Origin of the sequence: Kutzneria sp. 744 (assembly GCF_000568255.1) — a bacterium.
Taxonomy (GTDB): Bacteria; Actinomycetota; Actinomycetes; order Mycobacteriales; family Pseudonocardiaceae; genus Kutzneria.
Genome location: NZ_KK037166.1, coordinates 8,895,345 through 8,917,621, shown reverse-complemented (window position 1 = coordinate 8,917,621; position 22,277 = coordinate 8,895,345). Strand labels below are relative to the sequence as shown.

The window sequence follows — 22,277 nt, the reverse complement described above, 5'->3', positions numbered from 1 at the left end:
AACAGGGCTTGCATCCGCCCATCGGCTACTGAGAGCGCGTCGCTGCGGACCGTGGGCCATCCTGGCGTGCCATGAGAAGCCTGACCGGCCAGCTTCGCCGCCATTGCCACCGCGGCTGTGGGGGGGCAGATGGCGTGCTGACGTTGCGGCCTCGGGAGCTGTTCTTCGACCGGGCCGCCGCATGGCACCCGGCGTTCCAGGTGTGGGCATCGGCGTGCAGCGGTAGACCTTACGCGAAGAGCTGCCGGCATAGGCCGATCGGCGCTGGCGAGCGTCCACAATGGAGCTAATTGGGCGGATGACGATCGGGCTGTCGCCGATCGATGGCTGGCGCTGCACAGGCTGCGGGAAGAGTGCCAAGCCAACCGTGCCCGCGACCTGACGCGACGGCGCCAGGTCGCACCGAGCTATGCGCAGCCTGCGCCCTGCCCGAAACCGTATTTCGGTGGCCGGAGAGCGGGACTCGCGGGGTTAGGACGGGAGTTGGCCGCGGAGGTGCATGGCGGTGTGGACGCGGGATTGGGCGAGGGTGCGGGCGGCGGTGTGGGGGGTGGCGCCGGAGGTGGCGGCGGCGTCGAGGACGGTGACGGCGTTGGCGCGAAGCTTGGTGGAGATGGTGGCGTAGATGGCGGCGGGGTCGGGGCGGAAGGGGGAAAGGCGGGCGTCCATGGCGTAGGCGGCGGCGACGACACCGCCGGCGTTGGCGATGAAGTCGGGGAGGACGGTGATGCCGCGAGCGGCGAGAACCTGCTGCGCCTCAACGGAAGTGGGCATGTTGGCGCCCTCGACGACGAAGGAGCAGGAGAGGCGGGCGGCGAGGGAGGCGTCGATGACGTCCTGGAGGGCGCAAGGGGCCAGGACGTCGGTGGGGATCAACAGCTCGGAGCCGAGAGGAAGGTGCGTGCCGCCGGAGTACTCCAGCACGGCGGAGTCGTCCGAGACAGCCAACAACCGGTCGAGGTCCAGGCCGGCAGGATCGTGCACGGCGCCGAGGGCGCTCGACACCGCGACGACAACCGCGCCGAGCTCGGAGAAGCGGCGGGCGGCGGCGCGACCGACGGCGCCGAGGCCCTGGATGACGACGCGGCGGCCGGAGAGGGGGAAGACGGCGTCGGTAGCCTCGGCGACGCCGAAGCCCGTGACGCCGAGCTGGTCGTAGGGCACACCGCCGAGCTCGAAAGGGGTGCCGACAGCAGCGCCACGGGTGCGGAGCTCGTCCTGGACGATGGCGGCGTCCCGCTCGGTGAGGCCCATGTCGAGGCCGACGACGTACTCGCTGGGGATCTCGTTGGACAGCAGGCGGACGAAGGCCCGCAGCGCGTCCTCCTTACGAGCCGAGGACGGGTCGAAGCGGATGCCGGCCTTGGCGCCGCCGAAGAACAGGTCGACGCCGGCCCACTTCCAGGTCATGACCCGGGCCAGCCGGGCGACCTCGGTGACCGACAGGTCGGGGCTCATCCGGGTCCCGCCCTTGCCCATGCCCCGCGCGGTGTTGTCGATGACCAACACCCCGCGCATGCCGGTCCGCGAATCGGACACGCAGACGACCTTCTCGGGACCCCACTCGTCCATCAGCTCGAACATGGGTCCCACGCTAGCGACGTGCAGGAGGAACAGGGCTCTGGGATCCGAGCTACAGCTACACTGAACCTCAATCCCACCAGCCCGAGTCCTCGCGAAGTTGGCGAAGCGACGGCCGGTTGGCCAAGGTAGAGGCCATGCAGCACAAGTGCGCCTCCGTCGTCGCCGGCCACCCGCGGGCCGACGGCACCGTCCTGTTGTCCCGCAACCCCGCGAACCTCGACGACGTGGTGGCGGAGGTGACGCTGGGCGGCCCCGAGACCTTCGTCGACGCCGCGAGGGCCGCCCGCAGCGCCCAGCCGGAGTGGGCGAAAATCCCGGCCCCGGTGCGCGGCCAGGTTATCGCCCGGCTGGGACGGCTGGTCGAGGCGAACAAGGCGGCGCTGGCCCGGCTGATCACCCGGGAGATCGGCAAGCCGTACGCGGAGTCGCTGGGCGAGGTCCAGGAGATCGTCGACACCTGCGATTTCTTCCTCGGCGAGGGCCGACGACTCTACGGCCAGACGGTGCCGAGCGAGATGCCGGACAAGCAGCTGTTCACCTTCCGCGTCCCGGTCGGCGTCACGGCGATCATCACGGCGGCCAACTTCCCGGCGGCGGTGCCGTCCTGGTACCTGGTGCCGGCCCTGCTCTGCGGCAACACGGTGGTGTGGAAGCCGGCGGAGCTGTCGGCGGCGGTGGGCCAGGCGCTGGCCGAGCTGGCCTGGCGCGCGGGACTGCCCCAGGGTGTCCTCAACCTCGTCCAGGCGGACGGCAAGGCGACGTTCGAGGGCCTCGACCTGGCCCTCCAGAACGGACTGGTCGACAAGGTCGGCTTCACGGGCTCGACGGAGGTCGGCCGGGCGATCAGCGAGCTGTGCGGGCGTCACCTCCAGTCGCCGTGCCTGGAGCTGGGTGGCAAGAACCCGCTGGTGGTCATGGCCGACGCGAACCTGGACCTGGCGGTGGAAGGCGCGCTGTTCAGCGGCTTCGGCTCGGCCGGCCAGCGCTGCACGTCGCTGGGCACGGTGTTCGTGCAGCGGGAAGTGCACGACGAGTTCCTGAGCCGCTTCAGCAAGGCGGTGGAGGACGCGGTCATCGGCGACCCGAGCCAGGGTGTGCTCTACGGCCCGCTGATCGACACCCGCTACGCGGAGCGGTTCGAGGAGTACCTGAAGCTGGTGCAACCGCACCACACGATGCACGGGTCGACGGGCACCGGCCGGATCACGGATGCCAACCCCCGTAAGGGTTTCATCGGCCACGCCGAGCAGGGCATCTTCGTGCACCCGACCATTGTGGACGGCATCACCCAGGACGATGACCTGTACCGCAACGAAACCTTCGGCCCGCTGGTCGGCGTCGGCATCTTCGACACGTTCGACGAGGCCGTGGAACTGGCCAACGGCCACGGTTATGGCCTGTCGGCGGCGATCTACACCTCCGATGCCAGCAACGCATTCCGGTTCCGCGAGCGCTGCCGGGCCGGCATGGTCAGCGTGAACAACTCGACCTCGGGCGCGGAGGCGCACCTGCCGTTCGGCGGCAACGGCCTGTCGGGCAACGGAAGCCGGCAGTCCGGGGTGTGGGTGCTCGACCAGTTCACCCGCTGGCAGTCGATGAACTGGGACTACGCGGGCAAGCTGCAGAAGGCGCAGATGGACATGGTCGAGCTGCCCGAGGCCGACCTCGCGTTCCGTTTGGCAGTGCTGGATTTGGAGGGCTGACATGGACCCGCTCGACCTGCTCGGCGTCGCGGACGGCTTCTCCGACGAGGAGAAGCTGATCCGGGACACGGTGAGGCAGTTCGTGGACGCGAAGGTGCGGCCGAACGTGGGCCGCTGGTTCGCCGACGGCACGTTCCCCCGGGAGCTGGCGCCGGAACTGGGCGAGCTGGGCCTGTTCGGCATGCACCTGCAGGGCTACGGCTGCGCCGGCGCGAGCGCGACGGCGTACGGCATCGCCTGCATGGAGCTGGAAGCGGTCGACAGTGGACTGCGCAGTTTCGTGAGCGTGCAGGGATCCCTGGCCATGACGGCGATCCACAAGTTCGGCTCGGAGGAGCAGAAGCAGGCCTGGCTGCCGAAGATGGCCAAGGGCGAGCTGATCGGCTGCTTCGGCCTGACCGAGTCGGACTTCGGCAGCAACCCGGCCGGCATGCGCACCACCGCCCGGAAGACCAACGGCGAGTGGATCCTCAACGGCGGCAAGCTGTGGATCACCAACGGCGGCATCGCGGACGTCGCCGTGGTCTGGGCGCGGGCCGAGGACGGCATCCGGGGCTTCATCGTTCCCCGGGGCACCAAGGGTTTCACCACCCGGGACATCAAGGACAAGCTGTCGCTGCGGGCATCGGTCACCTCGGAGCTCGTCCTGGACGACGTGGTGCTGCCGGAAGACGCCGTGCTGCCGGAAAGTCGCGGGCTGAGGGCCCCGCTGTCCTGCCTGAACGAAGCGAGGTTCGGCATTCTCTGGGGCGCCGTCGGCGCGGCTCGCGACTGCTACGCCACGGCCCTGGACTACGCCAAGACCCGCGTGCAGTTCGACCGCCCGATCGCCGGTTTCCAGCTGACGCAACAGAAGCTGGTGGAGATGGCGCTGGAGCTGGAGAAGGCGTTCCTCACGGCAGTCCACATCGGACGGTTGAAGGACGCGCACAGGGCGGAGACCGCGCACGTCAGCTTCGGCAAGCTGAACAACGTGCGGGCGGCGCTGGAGATCGCCCGGCAGGCCCGCACCATCCTGGCGGCCAGCGGGATCACCACCGAGTACTCGGTGCTGCGGCACGCCAACAACCTCGAGTCGGTGCTGACCTACGAGGGCACGAGCGAGATCCACACGCTGGTGCTGGGCGAGGCCATCACCGGGATCGGCGCATACCGTTGACGGAACAGGTCGACGAGCACTTCGTCGAGGCGCTCAGGGCGTTGTCGCCGGGTCGACGCCCGGCGACGACGCTCGGCCCGCAACTGCTGGAGATGTTCGACGCCCAACTGGGCAGCCGGCACGTGGACCTGGCCGCCCGGGAGTTCCGGGCCCGCGGCCTGGGCTACTACACGATCGGCTCGTCCGGACACGAGGGCAACGCGGCGGTGGCGGCGGCGCTGCGGCCGACGGATCCGGCGCTGCTGCACTACCGTTCGGGTGCGTTCTATCTCCAGCGGATGGCCCAGCTCGGCCGCAACGGCCTGCTGGATGTGTTGCTGGGCATGATGGCCGCGACCGATGAGCCCATCGCCGGCGGCCGGCACAAGGTGTTCGGCCACCACGACGCGGCAATCATCCCGCAGACGTCGACGATCGCCTCGCACCTGCCCCGCGCGCTGGGTGTGGCGTTCGCCATCGAGCGGGCCCGCAAGCTCGGGGTGCCCTCGGCGTGGCCGGACGACGCGATCACGGTGTGCAGTTTCGGTGATGCCTCGGCCAACCACTCGACCGCCGCCGGCGCGATCAACGCGGCCGTCTACACGGCGTATCAGGGCCTGCCGGTGCCGCTGCTGTTCGTCTGCGAGGACAACGGGATCGGCATCAGCGTGCCGACGCCACGGGGTTGGATCGCCACCGCCTACGGCTCGCGCGAGGGCCTCCGCTACTTCCAGGCCAGCGGGTTCGACCTGGTGCAGACGCGTGAGATCGCCATGGAGGCGGCGGAACACGTGCGGCGGCACCGGAAGCCGGCGTTCCTGCACCTGTCGACCGTCCGGCTGATGGGGCACGCCGGCTCGGACGCCGAGGTGGCCTACCGCAGCACCTCCGACATCGCCGCCGGGCTGGCCCGGGATCCGTTGCTGGGCACCGCCGAACCCTGATCGCGGCCGGGGTCCTGACGCCGGCCGAGGTGCTCGACCGGTACGAGGCCAAGCGGGCCGAGGTCCAGAGGCTCGCGACGGAAGCGTCCGAACGGCCGCAGCTGGACAGCGCCAAAGCGGTCATGGCGCCGCTGGCGCCGCGACGGCCGGCCCAGGTCGAAGCACGCATCGACAAGCTCACGTGGACCGAGCCGCAAACGTTCGCGCAGTCGGTCAACCGGACCCTGGCCCAGTTGCTCGACCAGTACCCGAGCCTGTGCGTGTTCGGGGAGGACGTGGCGCGCAAGGGCGGCGTCTACGGCGTGACGCGGGGCTTGCAGAAACGGGCCGGCGCCGGGCGTGTGTTCGACACGCTGCTCGACGAGCAGTCGATCCTGGGGCTGGGCCTCGGGCTCGGCGTCTCCGGCCTGCTGCCGATCCCGGAGATCCAGTACCTGGCGTATCTGCACAACGCCGCCGACCAGCTCCGCGGCGAGGGCGCGTCGCTGCCGTTCTTCTCCAACGGCCAGTACCGCAACCCGATGGTCGTGCGCATCGCCGGCTACGGCTACCAGAAGGGCTTCGGCGGCCACTTCCACAACGACAACGCGATCGCCGCGCTGCGGGACATCCCCGGCCTGGTGATCGCCTCGCCGTCCCGGCCGGACGACGCCGCGGCCATGCTGCGTACCTGCGTCGCCGCCGCCGACGTCGACGGCACGCTGTCGGTCTTCCTGGAACCCATTGCCCTGTACCACACCCGGGACCTGCACGACGACGGCGACGGCGGCTGGCTCGCCCCCGCGCCGTCGGAGCATGTGCCGATCGGCCGCGGCCGGACCTACGGCGACGGCACGGATCTGACGCTGGTCACCTTCGGCAACGGCGTCCGGATGAGCCTGCGGGTGGCCCGACGGCTCGCGGCCGAGGGCGTCGCGGCCCGGGTCCTCGACCTGCGCTGGCTCGCTCCCCTGCCGCTCGACGACCTGCTCCGCGAGGCCGCCGCCACCGGCCGCGTGCTCGTCGTGGACGAAACCCGCCGCACCGGCGGCGTCTCCGAGGGCGTGATCGCCGCGCTGAGCGACGGCGGTTTCACCGGGATAGTCCAACGGGTGGCGAGCGAGGACAGTTTCATCCCGCTCGGCGAGGCCGCGCGCACCGTCCTGCTGTCCGAGGAGTCCATCCACGACGCCGCGATTTCCCTTGCGGCACAACAGCTGCACATCTGACGTTCATCGATCGGCGATGCAGGGAAGGACGCCTTACCCGCGTTGAACGAGGGTAAGGCGTCCTTCCCTGCATGCGGGGCGGCGGTGTGAGGGGTGCCACGTGGGGCGGATTGACCCAACAGGGGGTGATGGTCGCCAACAGGGGCATTGAGGCCTTACCATGACTCGCCGCGATGCGCAGCGCATCGTGACCACCCAAGCGGCGAGCGGGTCGACGCACACACTGACCCGAGATTTGGTAGGTACGTAGCGGAATGGGACAGAGCCTCGCCGTCATGGCGCCGCAGCCGACAGCAACGGTCGACACGGCGACACCTCCGCCGACAGCGGTGGAGCTGACCGGGGCGATAGCCCGTATCCGTGAGTACCTCGAGCGGGAGAAGCCCGCGACCCCGTGCCTGGTCATCGATCTGGCGACCGTCCGCGAGCGCTACGTCGAGCTGTCCGCGGCCATGCCGGGGGCGAAGCTCTACTACGCCGTCAAGGCGAATCCGGCGCGGGAAGTGGTGCGCCTGTTGGCGGAACTGGGCGCCTGCTTCGACGTGGCCAGCCCGCCGGAGATCGACCTGTGTCTGGCCGAGGGCGCCCGTCCGGAGCAGATCTCGTACGGCAACACGATCAAGAAGCGAGCCGACATCGGCTACGCCTTCGCCCGCGGCGTGCGGCTGTTCACGACGGACAGCGACGCCGACCTGGAGGCCATCGCCGAGATGGCCCCTGGCGCGGCGGTGTTCTGCCGGATAGTGCTGGCCGACACCGGTTCTCTGACGCCGTTCGGCCACAAGTTCGGCTGTGCCCCGGACATGGCCGCCCACCTGCTGGCCCGGGCCCCGGAGCTCGGGCTGACGCCGGCCGGGGTGTCCTTCCACGTGGGCTCGCAGCAGCTGGATCCGCGGGCCTGGGACGCGGCGATCGAGCAGGCCGGGGAGATCGCCGCCAAGCTGGCGGCCGACGGCGTCGAGCTGCCGATGCTCAACATCGGCGGCGGCCTGCCGGGCCGCTACAGCCGCCCCGCGCCGCCGCTGGCCGACTTCGCCGCGGCCATCTCGGCCTCCGTGAGCACGCATTTCCCGACGCCGCCGCAGCTCGTGCTGGAGCCGGGCCGGTTCCTGGTCTCCGACGCCGGCCTGCTGCGCTCCGAGGTGGTGCTGGTCTCCCGTAAGTCCACTGTGGACGACAAGCGCTGGGTGTACCTGGACGTGGGCCGGTACAACGGCCTGGCCGAGACCGAGAACGAGTACATCACCTACTTGCTCTCCACACCCGACCGTGACGGGAAAACGGGGCCGGTCTACCTCGCGGGGCCCACGTGCGACGGGGATGACGTGCTGTACCAGCACAACATCTACCGGCTGCCGATGGAGCTGCGGGCCGGCGACCACCTGGACTTCCTCAATACCGGCGCCTACACGGCGAGCTACTCCTCCATAGCGTTCAACGGTTTCGCGCCGCTGCCGACGCACTGCGTCTGAGCGGGCCCACCCCGATTTTGCGTGCAGACCTCGCCGGAGGTCTGCCTTCACCTGGAACAGTAGGGAGTGATAGATGACCGGAGTACTGGGCTCGGTGCAGACCGTCGGGTCGTTCACCGGACAGCATGTCCTCGCGGAGATGGAGGGCATCGACGCCGATCTGCTCAATGACGAGGCGTTGTTGCGGGACATCCTGACGAGTGCGCTGGATCAGGCCGGGGCGACCGTGTTGGACGTGACCTCCAAGCGGTTCGAGCCGCAGGGGGTCACCGTGTTGGCGCTGCTGTCGGAGTCGCACGCCTCGCTGCACACCTACCCAGAGATCGGGTCGGTCTTCGTCGACGTCTTCACCTGCGGCCACCGGGCCAAACCCGAGGTCGCCGTGCAGCTGCTCGCCGAGGCGCTGCGCACGCCCGTCGTGCACGCGAAGACCATCCGCCGCGGCAAGGACGACTGACTTCCCTTGCCTGACAAGAAGATTGCGAGTACCTAGTGACCACGTTGGAACGAACCACCCAGATCCACGAGCCGGTCGGCCACGGGCTGACCCGCGTGTGGGACCTGCACGACGTGCTGTGGGAGGGTGACACCGCCTTCCAACACGTGGTGATCGCCCGCACCGAGCAGGGCGTGTCGCTGTTCTGCGACAACGACCGGCAGAGCACCGAGTTCAGCCAGCTGACCTATCACGAGGCGCTGATGGTGCCGGCGCTGCTGCTGGCCGACAAGATCTCCTCCGTGCTCGTCGTCGGCTCCAGCGAGGGCGTCGTGTGCCAGATGGCCGTGGCCGCCGGCGCGACCCGCGTCGACCACGTCGACATCGACACCCAGGCCGTGAAGCTCTGCGCCGAGCACCTGCCGTACGGCTACACCCCCGAGGAGCTGGCCCGCGCCGAGCGCGGCGAGGGTCCCGTGACGGTGCACTACGCCGACGGCTGGCAGTACCTGGTCGACGCGGCCGACGGGGACCAGCGCTACGACATCGTGCTGGTCGACCTGCCCGACGAGCGTGAGGAGGAGGCCCAGCACAACCGGCTCTACGGCACCGAGTTCCTCACCATGTGCAAGGCCGTCCTCGCGCCCGGTGGCGTGGTCGTCACCCAGGCCGGCTGCCAGACCATGTGGCGCAACCAGACTCTGCTCACCTCGTGGCGGCGGTTCACCGAGGTCTTCGGCACCACCGCGTACTACGGCTCGGACGAGCACGAGTGGGCGTACCTGTTCGGCCGCGCCGACGAGGTCGCGGACCCGACGGCCCTGATGCAGTCCCGGCTGCCCGGCCTCGGCTACCGCCCGGTGTCCATCGACGCCGAGGCCCTCGCCGGCAACTCCGTGCCCCCGTACCGAGTCCGCCACCAGGGCTGAGGTTATGCAGGGAAGAGAGGCGCGAAGTGCACCGACGCCCTCGCCACTATCGGTAGTGGCTGTCATGGAATTCCAGCCGGATAGGACCGTTGCGTCCCTCCGATAACCCTTCTTACTCTGAGACATGCACGGTGCTGGCTGAACAAGTCCCCTCGTAAACCGTCAAAGGCCAGGCGGAGGCGTCCTTCCCTGCATCAGGTGGCCATCGAGGGTTCGGGGGTGGCGGGCACACGGCGGCGGGTGGCCAGGAGCAAGAGGGACAGGACGGCGGCGAGGCAGCTGAGGAGGCCGGCGATGTACCAGGCCAGGTCGTAGTTGCCGAGCTGGTCGCGGACGATGCCGGCGGCCACAGCGGCGAAGGCGGCGCCGACCTGGTGCGAGGCGAAGACCCAGCCGAACACGATGGAGCCGGCGGTGCCGTAGTAGCGCCGGCACAGGGCGACGGTCGGCGGCACGGTGGCGACCCAGTCCAGGCCGTAGAACACGATGAACACAAGCATGCTGGGCTGGGTGCTGCCGGCGAACAAGCTGGGCAGCGCGAACAGGGACAGCCCGCGCAGGCCGTAGTAGGCGCCGAGCAGCACCCGGGAGTCGACGCGGTCGGTGAGCCAGCCGGAGAAGATGGTGCCGGCGATGTCGAACACGCCGACCAGCGCGAGCAGCGAAGCGGCGGCGGTCTCCCCCATGCCGTGGTCCATGGCGGCGGGGATGAAGTGCGTGCCGACGAGGCCGTTGGTGGTGGCCCCGCAGATGGCGAACCCGGCGGCCAGGAGCCAGAAGTTGCGGGTCCTGGCCGCGCCGGCCAGCACCTGGACGGCCCGGCGGCCGGCTCCGACCGTGATCACCGGCTTGGGCTGGGGCTTGGTCGCCCCGTACGCCAACAGGCCGATGTCCTCGGGGCGGTCCCGCAGCAGCCAGGCCACCAGCGGCACCACGATGAGCGCCGCGGCGGCGACCGTCAGCGCGGCGACGCGCCAGCCGGCGGAGTCGGCGATGGAGGCCAGCACCGGCAGGAAGACCAGCTGCCCGGCGGCCCCGCCGGCGGTGAGCACGCCGGTGACGACGCCCCGGTGCTTGACGAACCAGGCGTTGGTCACGGTGGCGACGAAGGCCAGCGCCATCGACCCCGTGCCGAGGCCGACCAACACGCCCCAGCAGAGGACGAGTTCCCAGCTCGCGGTCATGAACACCGTCAGCCCGCTGCCGGCGGCGACCACCAGCAGGGCGATGGACACGACCCGGCGGATGCCGAAGCGTTCCATCAGCGCGGCGGCGAACGGCGAGGTCAGGCCGTACAGCGCGAGGTTGACGGAGACGGCGGCCGAGATCGTGCCCATCGACCAGCCGAACTCGGCGTGCAGGGGGTTCATCAGGACGCCGGGGGTGGCCCGGAATCCGGCCGCGCCGACGAGCGCGACGAAGGTGACGGCGGCTACCCACCAGGCGCGATGCAGCTTGAACACGGTGGAGATCCTGACAAGTCCGCCCGGATCGAACGAGTGGCCCGCAAGCCACTATGTGCAAGAATCGGGCCATGACCCATCGTGTGGTGGTGCTGGCCCTCGACGACGTGGTGGCGTTCGACCTGAGCATCGCCTCCAGGGTGTTCACCTCGGCGTCGCTGTCCGCCGGCCAGCCGCTGTACGAGACGCTGACCTGCACCCTTGACGGTGGCCCGGTGCGGACGACCGCCGGCTTCCGGCTGATGCCCGACCACGGCCCGGAGATCCTGGCCACGGCCGACACCGTCGTCATCCCCGGTCCGTACGAAGGTCCGCTGATGACCAGCACGGAGCTGCCGCCGGAACTAGCCGCCGCCTTGGACACCGTGCCGGCGACGGCGAGGTGGGTGTCGATCTGCACCGGGGCGTTCGTGCTGGCCGCGGCGGGCAAGCTCGACGGCCGCGAGGCGACCACCCACTGGTGTCACGCCGGCGCGATGGCGGAGATGTTTCCGCAGGTCAAGGTGACCCCGGACGTGCTGTTCGTGGACGACGGCACGGTGCTGACCTCGGCCGGCGCGGCGGCCGGCATCGACCTGTGCCTGCACATCGTGCGCACCGACCACGGCAGCGAGGTCGCCAACCACACCGCCCGTCGCGTCGTCGTGCCGGCCTGGCGGGAGGGTGGCCAGCGGCAGTTCATCGAACGGCCGGTGCCCGAGGTCACCGACGCCGGCACGTCGGCGACCCGGCAGTGGATGAGCGAGCACCTCGACCAGCCCCTCGACCTGCGGCGGCTGGCCGAGCACGCCCGGATGAGCGTGCGCACCTTCACCCGGCGCTTCCGCGAGGAGACCGGCCTCAGCCCCGGGCAGTGGCTGCTGCGCGAACGGGTGGAGCGGGCCCGGCACCTGCTGGAGTCCACGGAGCTGACGGTGGAGCGGATCGCCCGTGACGCCGGCTTCGGCACCACGGCCGGGCTGCGCCAACATCTCAATGCCGCGGTCGGCGTTGCCCCGCTGGCCTACCGCCGCAGCTTCACGTGCCGGTGACCTACTTGTAGGCGTCCTGCCCCACCGGCCGGATCACGATCTCGTTCACGTCCACAGTGGACGGCTGGTCCAGCGCGTACAGCACGGCCCGGGCCACGTCGGCCGGCTCCAGCTTGGGATCGGCCTTGCGGTCGGCCGGGATGGCCTCGGTGTCCACCAGTCCCGGTTGGATGATCGTCACCCGCACGCCCGTGCCGACGCATTCGGCCCGGATGGCCTGGGCCATGCCGGTGACGGCCCATTTCGTGGCCGAGTACAGGCTGCCGGGGCGCACCCCGCGGCCGGAGGCGGAGCCGGTGAGCACGAGGTGGCCGCCCGAGCGCACGAGCGCCGGGAGGGCGGCGCGGGCGGTGTAGGCCGGGCCGCACACGTTGGTGACGACCATTTCCCGCCACAGCTCGGGATCCTCGCCGGAGCGGCCGAGGAACGAGGTGCCGACGCTGCTGCCGGCGTTGGCGAACACGGCGTCCAGGCGGCCGAACGTCTCCTCGACCCGGTCCACGACCCCGCTGATCTGCCCCCAGTCGCCGACGTCACAGGGCAGCGTGAGCACCCGGTCGGCCGGGCCGAGGTCGGCGGCGAACGCCTGGAGCCGGTCGGCGCGGCGGGCGGTGAGGACGAGGCGGTAGCCCGCCCGCGCGGCGGCGACCGCGGTGGCGGCGCCGAGTCCGCTGGAGCCGCCGGTGATCAGCAGCACTGGATCGTTCATGAACGCCACCTTAGCTTGAGATTTAACCCTCAATGTCTGTTTTTTTGGGCTTGCCGGGGTCGTGTACCGGGGCTTGGCGGGAGTTTCGTGACCCTGTCGGACGTCCAGGACCGGGCCGGGAGAATTTCGGTGCGCTGGCAGGCAAAGCGGCCGTCGGGCGAACCGCGCGAAAACCTCGCCGGACCCGGGTCGGGGACAACCGGGCAGGTGTTGCCGACTTTCGCTCCCAGGGACGCCGTCGATCTTCCACGAGGTGACGGGCCAGCCGAAGCTGGGTGTAGACCGCGATCATCAGCCAGGTCCATCGATCCGCGGCTCCGGGCGTACGGACGCGAGGCGTGGTCCAGCCCAGAGTTTGTTTGAGGAAACGGAAAGTGTGCTCCAGGTCGAAGCGCCGCAGGAACATCTGCCACAGCCGATCCACCTGCCCTGCGGTTGCCGCGGTCGTGGAGTGCCACAGCCACAACGGTTTCGGGGTGCCGGTGCCGGGTAGCCGGTCGACCTGGAGCCGGATCACCGTGCCTTCCATGATCGGCAGGTGGCCGGCGTGGTCGGCCCAGGCGCCCGTGCGGGTCAGCTTGGGGTGCAACCGGTCCCAGGAGCGAGCGTGGGCGGCGCCGTAGCGGGTGGTGTCGGTCGTCGTGGTGTGCACGGGGACCGGCCAGGTCGCCGGATCAGCGAACACGAACCGGGCTCCGTGCCGGGTGCCGCGGCCTCGGGCGCCGGGCTGCCGTGGCGGCGCGGGGAAGGCGAGCACCCGGTCGGACCGTAGCCGCACCAGCACCTGGACCGGGAGGTCGGCCAGCAGGAATGCCAGGCGGGGACCGTCATAGCCGCTGTCGCCGGTGATCCAGATCTCCGGATCGCCGGCGTGCCAGTGTCCGGCGGTGACCAGCGCGTCCACCACGGCGCGGAGTTGGGTGGCGGCCAGGTCGGTGTGGTCATCGTCGGGACGCACGCGCGTCACGTCGAGCATCGCCGTCCACGAGGTGCGGCCGGGTTCCAGGGCGGCGACGAAGGAGTAGGGCCAGCCGGGGATGATCTGGGCTTGGCCGCGACCGCGTGCGTAGGTGTGGCAGAACAGCCGCTCCGGGCTGGTGTTCGCATCCGGGCGTAGCCAGTGGCTCACGTCGATGGCCAACACGATCCGGCCGTCGTCGCAGCGGGGGATCGACTGGCGGGCGACAACGTTGCGGAATCGGGTGATGTCGATCTTGCCCTGGCGCAGGCCGTCGTACAGGGTGCCGTGGCCCCGTCGGTGTTCGGTGGCCAGTGATAACTCGACCAGCGAGGTGACCGGTCCCTCGGCGCACAGTGCCGCGTCGGCCAACTCGAACAACGCGTCCGCCCGTGCGGTCAGACACTGGTAGAACGCCTTACGGAACCCGGACAGGTCCCCCAGCACAGCGGTGGCGCTGGTGTGGTGCACACTGATCATCGAAGCCCTTGGTGTGATCTTCCGACTGTCGCAGGAAGGAATGATCAACCAAGGGCTTCATCCATGATCAACCGGGTGCCGTCGTGGGCACGCCAACCTTAAATCTCAAGCTTAGGGTCACACCTCTGGCGAAATTACCCCCAGGGGGTATGCTCCCCCCATGTTCATCGTGGATGCGTTGGCCATGGCCGGATCGATGACGTGGGAGATCCTCTGGGCGCTGATCCTGGGTTTCGCCCTGTCGGCCGTGGTGCAGGCGGTGGTGCGACGGTCCACAGTGGTCAGACTGATCGGCACCGACTCGCCCCGGTCGCTGACCATCGCCGCCGGCCTCGGCGCCGCGTCCTCCTCGTGTTCGTACGCGGCGGTCGCGCTGGCCCGGGCCCTGTTCCGCAAGGGCGCGAACTTCACCGCGGCGATGGCCTTCGAGATCGCCTCCACCAACCTGGTGGTCGAACTGGGCGTAATCCTCGCGCTGCTGCTGGGCTGGCAGTTCACCGTGGCCGAGTTCGTCGGCGGGCCCATCATGATCGTGCTGGTCGCCCTGCTGTTCCGGCTGTTCCTGCGCTCGCAGCTGGTCACCGCGGCGCGCGCTCAGGCCGACAAGGGCATCGCCGGCTCGATGGAGGGCCACGCCGCCATGGACATGTCCCTCAACGGCCAGAAGTTGTTGTCCCGTGCGGGTTTCACCGCCGTGTCGCACGTGTTCGTGATGGAGTGGGCGGCCATCCTCCGGGACCTGGTCATCGGCCTGCTGATCGCCGGCGCGGTCGCCGCCTGGGTGCCCGACGCGTTCTGGCAGGGCTTCTTCCTGGCCGACCATCCCGTGCTGAGCGCGATCTGGGGGCCGATCGTCGGCCCGGTCGTGGCCATCCTCAGCTTCGTCTGCTCCATCGGCAACGTGCCGCTGGCCGCCGTGCTGTGGTCCGGCGGCATCAGCTTCGGCGGCGTCGTCGCCTTCGTCTTCGCCGACCTGATGATCCTGCCGATCCTCAACATCTACCGGAAGTACTACGGCACGCGGATGGCCCTGCTCGTCTTCGGCACGTTCTACGCCGCCGCCGTCGGCGCCGGCTACCTGGTCGAGCTCCTGTTCGGCGTCACCGGCCTCACCCCCACCGACCGCGCCACCCGCATCGTCGAGGCCGGCATCTCGTGGAACTACACGACCTGGCTCAACATCGTGTTCATCCTGCTCGGCCTGGCCCTGGTGGTCCGCTTCTTCCGCTCCGGCGGACGGGACATGCTCAAGATGATGGGCGGCTCACCCGACGCCGACGGGCACGCCGACCACCATCACCACATGGGCTAGCGGTCACACTTGAGCAGCCGGTCCCGGACATCGGGCACGGCGTGGCCGACGGTGTCGCGATCGAGGGTGGCGCCGGTGACGTGCGGAAGGTGCACCAGGACGTCGTACGCGCCCATGGCGTCGACCTCGGTGTAGGCCACGCCGTAGCGCTGCTCCTTCGCGCCGCGGATCACGGCCTCGTCGGCCGGCGAGAGGCGGCGCAGGTCAACGGCGAAGGGCTCGTCGCCGGCCCGGCTCGCGGCCATCACCCCGTCGAGGCTGTCCGGCCTCGGCTCGTCGAGGTCGGCGAACATCACGCCCTCGAAGAAGCCGGCCGTGTAGTTGAGGGACTGCCCGCCGCCGGTGGTGGTCCCGACGACGCGGTACTCCGCGCCGAGCCGGTCGGCCAGGTGCACGCCCATCGTGGTCATCGGACGGGTGCCGGGCAGCGCCGCGGGCAACCGCTGCACGTGGGCGTTGTGCTCCACCAACAGGATCCGCTCCTCGCGCCGCAGGATCCACTCGACGATGCCGGCGATGGTCGCCTCCCGGACCTCCATGCCGCCGGCCTGGTCGCCCCGCGCAATGCCCCGTGCGGTGCCGTCGAGCCCGATGGTGACGTCGAGGGTCCGCAGCGCGCGCTCGTAAGCCTCGGCGGAAGTCCTTCGCACGTAAGCGATCCGGCCGGCGATCAGCCGTGCGCGCAGGTCGGCGAGGCCGGCGCTGAGGCTGTCCTTGTCGGCGCTCTGCGTGTACGCGGCGAGGGAGACGAGCTGCGAGAACGCCGACGGCCCGGACAGCGCGACCGCGATCTCCCGGACGCGGGGGTCGGCCTCGAACTGCGGGTCGGCCTCGGCCAGGTAGGCAAGGACGGGGTCGAGGCCGGGCAGCGTGTACGCGTTCGAGCCGGGCAGGTCGGTGCCGTAGAAGCCGATCCGGTTCTCGCGCATCCACGTCAGGTGGTCGCGCATCTCGGTCCACAGGCCCATCAGCCCGGTGATGCCGTTGGCCAGCACGTCGCCGAGCGGTCGAGAGTCGTCGCCGCGCACCCAGTCGGCGACGCCCCAGCCCTCCACGAAGCCGCTTTCCATGGCGTACACGCGAAAGCCGTGCCGCTCGGCCAGGTGCCGGAGCAGCCGGCCGCGCAGCAGGTACTGCTCGCGGTTGTAGTGCGAGCTCTCGCCGACCGCGACCACCCGCGCGCCGCCGAGCGCTTGGTCCAGGCGGTCGAGGTCGTCAAGCTCGAACACCGCCGCGTCACTGAGCGAGGTCATCGAGGATCCCCCTGAGGTTGCTTTCCCAAGTTTGAGAACGGTACCAGATATGGGAACGTAGAGCCGTGGACCAGTTGGACCTGCTGCTGCACCCGATCCGGCTGCGCATCGTGCACGCCATGTCCGGCGACCGGGTGCGCACCACCGGCGACCTGTGCCGGCGGCTGCCCGACGTGCCCAAGACCAGCGTCTACCGGCACGTGGGGCTGCTGGCCGACGGCGGCATCCTGGAGGTCGTCGAGGAGCAGCGGGTGCACGGGGCCGTGGAGCGACACTACCGGCTACGGCACGGCGGCGCGGTGATCGACCGCGAGACCGCCGCGGCCATGACCCTGGAGGACCACCGCCGTGGCTTCATCGGCGCCATGGCGTCCCTGCTGGCCGAGTTCAACGCCTACCTCGACCGGGACGACGCCGACCCGCCGTCCGACTCCGTCGGCTACAAGCAGGGCGTGGTCTGGCTGGACGCGGCCGAGATGGAAGAGCTGGCGGTCGAGGTGGTCGGCCTGCTCCGCCGCCGCGCCGGCAACGGGCCCGGCGGCGGTCGCCGGCCGTACCTGACGAGCATGATCATGTTTCCCACGGAGCCGAGCAGCTCGTGACAGCGTGGGCCGTGCCACGCGCGGGAATGCGGCGAAGTCGCCGGTGCGTTGCATCTAGGCGTGACCGACGCCAGTGAAGTGCCCCTGTCCGTGCTCGACCTCGCCCCGGTTTCGCAGGGCTCGACCAGCGCGCAGGCGCTGCAGAACACCCTGGACCTCGCGCGGCACGCGGAGCGGCTGGGCTATCACCGGTACTGGCTGGCCGAGCACCACAACATGCCGGGCATCGCGAGCTCGGCGCCGGCGGTGCTGATCGGGCACGTGGCGGCGGCGACCGAGCGGATCCGCGTGGGCTCGGGCGGCGTGATGCTGCCGAACCACCCGCCGCTGGTGGTGGCCGAGCAGTTCGGCACGCTGGAGGCGTTCCACCCGGGCCGCATCGACCTGGGCATCGGGCGCGCGCCGGGCACGGACGGCGTGACGGCGCAGGCGCTGCGCCGGAGCACGGCCCCGCTGTCGGCGGACGACTTCCCGCAGCAGCTGGCCGAGTTGCTGCGGTACTTCGAGGAGCCGGCGCTGGACCAGAAGGTCATCGCCGTGAACGCGCCGGGCAACAAGCCGCCGCTGTGGCTGCTGGGGTCGTCGGGCTACAGCGCCCAGGTGGCCGGGCTGATGGGCATTCCGTTCGCCTTCGCGCACCACTTCAGCGCCGAGAACACGCTGCCGGCGCTGGCCCTGTACCGCGAGTCGTTCCGGCCGTCGGCGGTGCTGGACAAGCCTTACGCGATGGTGGCGGCGGCGGTTGTGGCGGCCGATGACGACGAATACGCCCGCTACATCGCCGGGCCGAGCGGGCTGTCGTTCCTGCGGCTGCGCAGCGGCCGGCCGGGACTGTTCCCGTCGTCCGAGGAGGCCGCCGCGTATCCGTACACCGACCTGGAGCGGCTGTTCATCGAGGACCGGGCCCGGTCGATGATCATCGGCGGGCCGGAGACGGTGGCCAGGGGCGTCGCGGAGCTGCTGGAGAAGACCGAGGCCGACGAGCTGATGGTCACCACCATGGTGCACGACCACAACGACCGGCTCCGTTCTTACGAATTGCTGACCAAGGCCGTTCGCGGTTCGTAAGCACCGATTGTCTTGTGAGGGCCGCCGATCCGCTGTGGAATTTCTCCATGGCGATATCGGTGGCACATGAGGTTCAGTCCTCGACACGGCTCTCCCGCGGGCTCATCACCGCCGTGCGGGTGATCACCGGAATGCTGTGGGTGCAGAACGTCTCGTGGAAGTCCCCGCAGCCGCCCAACTACGGCGGTTTGCGGATGTGGACCCAGGACGCCGTCGACCACCCGGTGTTCCCGCCGTTCTCCTGGCTGGTCCAGCACGTCGTGCTGCCCGGTTTTCCGTTGTTCGGGGCGCTCGCGCTGGCCGTGGAGATCCTGCTCGGGGCCTTTCTCGTCGTCGGGCTCGCCACCCGGTTCTGGGCCGTCGTCGGCATCGGCCAGACGCTGGTCATCACATTGTCGGCTTTGTACGTGCCCGGCGAATGGTTCTGGTCCTATGCGCTGATGTTCGTCGCGCATTTCGCCGTGCTGGCCACCGCCGCCGGACGATTCGGCGGTGTGGACGCCGTGCTGCGTCCCCGCTGGGCCGCCCGGAACGCCCGGTTCCTGCTGCTCGCGTCCTGAACTGACCGACCCTCTTCGGCGTAACTCAAGGAGTGCCCATGAAACTCGCCGTCGGAATCGGCGTCGGCCTCGCCCTGGCCACGCTGCTGGCGATCCCCCAGGGCCTGCCGTGGCACATGATCGGCCTCGGTGTCCCCGGTTATCTCGTGGTGCTCGCGCTGGCCGCGGCCGCGATCACCGGCGGCTGGCACGAGCGTCGGTCGCTGGTGCTGATCGCCGGCTTCGGACTGCTGGCCGCGGCCGTGTTCCAGCTGCTGGAGCTGGTCATCGGCGGCCAGAACACCCTGGGCGGCGACCTGTCCACCGTGTCGCTGCTGCTGGGCGGGGCCATCGGGCTGGTGGCCATCGGCTCTCCCAGGACGGCTCCGCAGACGGTTCCGCAGACCTGATGGAGCAGCTGGGGTGGGGCGCCGTCGCCGGGCTGGCGGCGGCGCTGCCGGTCGGGGTGCTGATGGCGACCCAGCACATGGTCACCGCGTTCCCTGGCTGGCTCGCGTTCGCGGCGTATGCGCTGGTCATCGGCGTGGCGCTGGGGGCGGTGGCCCGTGGCACGCGGCAGGGCCTGGCCATGACGGCGTCGGCCGGCGTGCTGCTGGGCGCGCTGGGGTGGCTGGCGTTCTCGCTGACGCTGGAGCCGCTGCTGCACGGCGTGCTGCCGACCTGGTCGGCGGTGGCCGCGGCGAAGACGTATCCGGAACTGGTCGGGAATGTGTTGCACGGCGCGATAACCGGGCTGCTGCTGCATTTTGTCGTCGGTGTCTGGACGATGAAGGAACGGGTCAGGCGGGCGCCGTCGGAACGGACCAAGATTGTCGTGGTGGGCGGCGGATTCGCCGGAGTCGCCGCCGCGCAACGGTTCGAGCGGCTGGTGCTGCGTGGGGCCAAGCTCGACGTCACGCTGGTCAGCGACTCCAACTTCCTGCTGTTCACGCCGATGCTGGCCGAGGTCGCCTCCGGGGCCCTGGAACCGGCGCACATCAGCGCCCCGATCCGTTCCGCCGCCGCGCACACCACGTTTCTCTACGGCCGCGTCGATCGTGTCGATTCGGTCGTTCGGGAAGTCGTGCTGGAATCGGGGGAAGTCCTTGGGTACGACCATCTTGTGCTGGCCGTCGGCTCGGTGCCGCACACCTTCGGGCTGCCGGGCATCGCCGAGCACTCGTTCCCGTTGAAGAATCTGGCCGACGCCGTCGCCCTGCGCAACCACGTGCTGCGGCTGCTGGAGGCCGCCGACCGGGAGACCGATCCGCGCACCCGGCGTGAGCTGCTGACCTTTGTCGTGGCCGGGGCCGGTTTCGCCGGCACCGAGACGATCGCCGAGCTGTTCGACCTCGTGCACGGCGTTTCCCACTACTACCCGGGCATCGCGCCCGAGGAGCCCCGGTTCGTGCTGGTGCACGCCGGCGACCGCATCCTGCCCGAGCTGGGCCCGGAGCTCGCCGCGTACTCGATGGAACGCCTTGCGGCGCGCGGGATCGAGCACCGGCTGAAGCTGCGGGTCACCGAGGCCGCCGAGGACCTGGTCCGGCTGGAGAACGACGAGCTCATCGCCACCCGGACGTTCGTGTGGACCGCCGGCAACAAGCCGGCGTCGTTGGTCGGCGCCCTCACCACCGACACCGCGCTTCGGGCCGAGGGCATGGACAACGTCTGGGCCGTCGGCGACTGCGCGCGAATCCCCGTGGTGGACGGCGGTTTCCACCCGCCCACCGCCCAGCACGCGCTGCGTCAGGGCAAGGCCGTCGCCGACAACATCGCGGCCGTGGTGGCCGGGCGAACGCCGGTGGAGTTCCGCTTCCACACCATCGGCGTGCTGGTCGCCCTGGGCCACCGGACCGCCGCCGCCGAGATCCGCGGCCGCCGCTTCGCCGGGCTGGTGGCGTGGTTGCTGTGGCGGGGGATCTACCTGTCCAAGCTGCCCGGCGTCGAGAAGCGGCTCCGGGTCCTGTTCGACTGGACCCTGGACCTGGTGTTCCCGCGGGACATCGTGGTCACGTCGGCGACGCCGCGCAAGTCGAAGGTGAGGGCCCGGTGACCGACGTGATGAAGGCCCGCGACGCCGCCATTTCCGGCGCGCTGGCCGGCCTGGCCGGCGGCGCCGCTTTCGGCGCCACCATGGCGATCCAGGGGCAGCTCGCCACCGTGGCCTCGATCGTGCACACCGACAACGTGGTCGCCGGTCTGGCCGTGCACATGGTGATCGCCACCGTTCTCGGCGCGGGCTTCGGGCTGCTGGTCTCACGACAGCGGGCCCGGGCCGGCGAAACCGTGTTCTGGGGCCTGATCTACGGGGCCTTCTGGTGGTTCCTCGGGCCGCAGACCCTGCTGCCGCTGTTCCTGGGCCAGCCCGTGGCCTGGGATCTGACCAGCGCGCAGACGTTGCTGCCGAGTCTGATGGGACACCTGCTGTACGGGGCCGTCACCGGCATCGCGTTCGTTGTGCTGCAACAGGACACAGATCCGTTGTGGCAGCGCCCTTCCCGGTCGTCCATCCTTCGTGGACTGATCGCCGGTCTGGTTCTGGGGCTCCTGCTGGGGTTGCCGTGGGAGGGGCTGCTGGCCGGCGCGGGCTACGCGCTCATCGCCTCACCGGAAAGCACCGGTCCAGCGCTCGTACGGGGCACGGTATATGGCTTCGCCTGGTGGGTGTTCGCCGCGCTGACCGTGGAACCGTTGCTGTTCAACGTGACCCTGGACTGGTCGCAGAAGGCCGCGGCAGCGGACGCGCACCTGATGCCGGCGTATGTGTTGCTGGGGGCCGGAATCGCCGTGCTGTACACGTGGCTCGGGCTGCTGTCCACGGTCCTGTTCACCGACGACATTCGGCTAGTGCGCACCGAGGCCGCCGGCAAGCGGGGCCTGCGAGCCCTCGGCTACGGCGCGCTGGCCGGCATCGCCGGCGGGCTCGTGTTCACCGTCGTCATGGCCGCCGTCGGGGAATTCCCTCTGGTGGCGCAGATGATCGGCTCGCACTCGGCCGTCGCCGGCTTCGTCGTGCACATGGTCATCGCCCAGATCCTCGGCATCTCCTACGCCGTGCTGTTCCGCCGCCGCAGCTTCGACCTGACCTCCGGCATCGGCTGGGGCCTCTCGTACGGCTTCTTCTGGTGGACCCTGGGCGATCTCACCCTGCTGCCCCTGTTCACCGGCACCCCCGTCGACTGGAGCGCCGCCGGCATCGCCGCCGGATTCCCTTCCCTGGTCGGGCATCTGGCCTACGGCGCCGCGCTCGGGGCCGTCTACCACCGCCTCGAACGCCGCGCCAACCCCTGGTGGCAGACCCGCAGCAAGGCCGTCGCCGAACGCACCGTCGCCCGCCGCGACCAGATCCGCGGCGCCGCCCCCGCCATGTGGGTCTTCACCGTGCTGATCGCCCTGATCATCCCCATGCTCGTCGCCGGCGCCCCCTGATCTCGCCACATGCGCT

The 22,277-nt window shown here is 70.2% G+C and carries 20 protein-coding genes; 15 read left to right on the top strand and 5 right to left on the bottom strand.

The window, feature by feature from the left end:
- Nucleotides 1-471: 471 nt before the first annotated feature.
- Nucleotides 472-1,584: a Glu/Leu/Phe/Val family dehydrogenase gene (locus KUTG_RS40960; RefSeq protein WP_043724750.1), complete on the bottom strand. Its 1,113-nt coding sequence runs from the start codon at nt 1,582-1,584 to the stop codon at nt 472-474.
- 134 nt (nt 1,585-1,718) lie between these two features.
- Between KUTG_RS40960 and KUTG_RS40955 the strand changes: the two genes are divergently transcribed.
- The 7 genes from KUTG_RS40955 to KUTG_RS40930 all read left to right on the top strand — a co-directional run bounded on the left by KUTG_RS40955 (nt 1,719) and on the right by KUTG_RS40930 (nt 9,414).
- Nucleotides 1,719-3,287, top strand: coding sequence for an aldehyde dehydrogenase family protein (locus tag KUTG_RS40955; protein WP_043724749.1), 1,569 nt, complete (start codon nt 1,719-1,721; stop codon nt 3,285-3,287).
- Between the two features lies 1 nt (nt 3,288).
- Nucleotides 3,289-4,446 carry an acyl-CoA dehydrogenase family protein gene (locus KUTG_RS40950; RefSeq protein ID WP_043724748.1) on the top strand — a complete coding sequence of 386 codons (1,158 nt, stop codon included), beginning with the start codon at nt 3,289-3,291 and terminating at the stop codon, nt 4,444-4,446.
- Nucleotides 4,443-5,369 carry a thiamine pyrophosphate-dependent enzyme gene (locus KUTG_RS64505; protein ID WP_232241227.1) on the top strand — a complete coding sequence of 309 codons (927 nt, stop codon included), beginning with the start codon at nt 4,443-4,445 and terminating at the stop codon, nt 5,367-5,369. Before KUTG_RS40950 ends, KUTG_RS64505 begins: the two co-directional genes overlap by 4 nt.
- Nucleotides 5,370-5,398: 29 nt before the next feature.
- Nucleotides 5,399-6,577, top strand: coding sequence for an alpha-ketoacid dehydrogenase subunit beta (locus KUTG_RS64500; RefSeq protein WP_232241226.1), 1,179 nt, complete (start codon nt 5,399-5,401; stop codon nt 6,575-6,577).
- Between the two features lie 275 nt (nt 6,578-6,852).
- Nucleotides 6,853-8,049, top strand: coding sequence for a type III PLP-dependent enzyme (locus tag KUTG_RS40940; RefSeq protein ID WP_043732375.1), 1,197 nt, complete (start codon nt 6,853-6,855; stop codon nt 8,047-8,049).
- 73 nt (nt 8,050-8,122) lie between these two features.
- Complete coding sequence (speD, locus tag KUTG_RS40935) at nt 8,123-8,506, top strand: adenosylmethionine decarboxylase (RefSeq protein ID WP_043724746.1); 384 nt, start codon at nt 8,123-8,125, stop codon at nt 8,504-8,506.
- A 35-nt stretch (nt 8,507-8,541) separates the two neighbouring features.
- Entirely contained in the window at nt 8,542-9,414 is an 873-nt protein-coding gene (locus tag KUTG_RS40930) for a spermidine synthase (protein ID WP_043724744.1), read from the top strand.
- Nucleotides 9,415-9,608: 194 nt separating this feature from the next.
- Here the strand turns inward: KUTG_RS40930 and KUTG_RS40925 are convergent, their stop codons facing one another.
- On the bottom strand, nt 9,609-10,877 hold the full coding sequence (locus KUTG_RS40925; protein ID WP_052395998.1) for an MFS transporter: 1,269 nt from the start codon (nt 10,875-10,877) through the stop codon (nt 9,609-9,611).
- Between the two features lie 71 nt (nt 10,878-10,948).
- Between KUTG_RS40925 and KUTG_RS40920 the strand changes: the two genes are divergently transcribed.
- A complete protein-coding gene (locus KUTG_RS40920; protein WP_232241225.1) occupies nt 10,949-11,908 on the top strand; it encodes a GlxA family transcriptional regulator in 960 nt (319 codons plus the stop codon).
- Between the two features lies 1 nt (nt 11,909).
- Here KUTG_RS40920 and KUTG_RS40915 read toward each other — a convergent pair whose 3' ends face one another.
- Nucleotides 11,910-12,617 (bottom strand): SDR family oxidoreductase, encoded by a 708-nt coding sequence (locus KUTG_RS40915; RefSeq protein ID WP_043732371.1) that lies wholly within the window; start codon nt 12,615-12,617, stop codon nt 11,910-11,912.
- 22 nt (nt 12,618-12,639) lie between these two features.
- Nucleotides 12,640-14,055, bottom strand: coding sequence for an NF041680 family putative transposase (locus KUTG_RS40910; protein WP_043724738.1), 1,416 nt, complete (start codon nt 14,053-14,055; stop codon nt 12,640-12,642).
- A gap of 160 nt (nt 14,056-14,215) precedes the next feature.
- On the opposite strand from KUTG_RS40910, the gene KUTG_RS40905 reads away from it, so the two are divergent.
- Nucleotides 14,216-15,367, top strand: a complete 1,152-nt coding sequence (locus KUTG_RS40905; RefSeq protein WP_043724736.1) for a permease — start codon at nt 14,216-14,218, stop codon at nt 15,365-15,367.
- Here KUTG_RS40905 and KUTG_RS40900 read toward each other — a convergent pair.
- Nucleotides 15,364-16,620, bottom strand: a complete 1,257-nt coding sequence (locus KUTG_RS40900; protein WP_043724734.1) for an erythromycin esterase family protein — start codon at nt 16,618-16,620, stop codon at nt 15,364-15,366. The genes KUTG_RS40905 and KUTG_RS40900 overlap by 4 nt on opposite strands.
- A 65-nt stretch (nt 16,621-16,685) precedes the next feature.
- Here KUTG_RS40900 and KUTG_RS40895 point away from each other — a divergent pair, with 65 nt between their 5' ends.
- The 6 genes from KUTG_RS40895 to KUTG_RS54575 are packed head-to-tail and all read left to right on the top strand — an operon-like array spanning nt 16,686 to nt 22,261.
- Nucleotides 16,686-17,222, top strand: coding sequence for a helix-turn-helix domain-containing protein (locus KUTG_RS40895; RefSeq protein ID WP_043724731.1), 537 nt, complete (start codon nt 16,686-16,688; stop codon nt 17,220-17,222).
- A 60-nt stretch (nt 17,223-17,282) separates the two neighbouring features.
- Nucleotides 17,283-18,290 (top strand): LLM class flavin-dependent oxidoreductase, encoded by a 1,008-nt coding sequence (locus KUTG_RS40890; protein ID WP_043724729.1) that lies wholly within the window; start codon nt 17,283-17,285, stop codon nt 18,288-18,290.
- Nucleotides 18,291-18,349: 59 nt separating this feature from the next.
- A complete protein-coding gene (locus tag KUTG_RS40885) occupies nt 18,350-18,850 on the top strand; it encodes a DoxX family protein (protein WP_232241224.1) in 501 nt (166 codons plus the stop codon).
- 38 nt (nt 18,851-18,888) lie between these two features.
- On the top strand, nt 18,889-19,239 hold the full coding sequence (locus tag KUTG_RS40880) for an Rv1678 family membrane protein (RefSeq protein WP_043724727.1): 351 nt from the start codon (nt 18,889-18,891) through the stop codon (nt 19,237-19,239).
- Nucleotides 19,239-20,885, top strand: coding sequence for an NAD(P)/FAD-dependent oxidoreductase (locus tag KUTG_RS40875; protein WP_052395997.1), 1,647 nt, complete (start codon nt 19,239-19,241; stop codon nt 20,883-20,885). Before KUTG_RS40880 ends, KUTG_RS40875 begins: the two co-directional genes overlap by 1 nt.
- Entirely contained in the window at nt 20,882-22,261 is a 1,380-nt protein-coding gene (locus KUTG_RS54575) for a hypothetical protein (RefSeq protein WP_052395996.1), read from the top strand. The genes KUTG_RS40875 and KUTG_RS54575 overlap by 4 nt, the downstream gene beginning before the upstream one ends.
- The last annotated feature ends 16 nt before the right edge of the window (nt 22,262-22,277 follow it).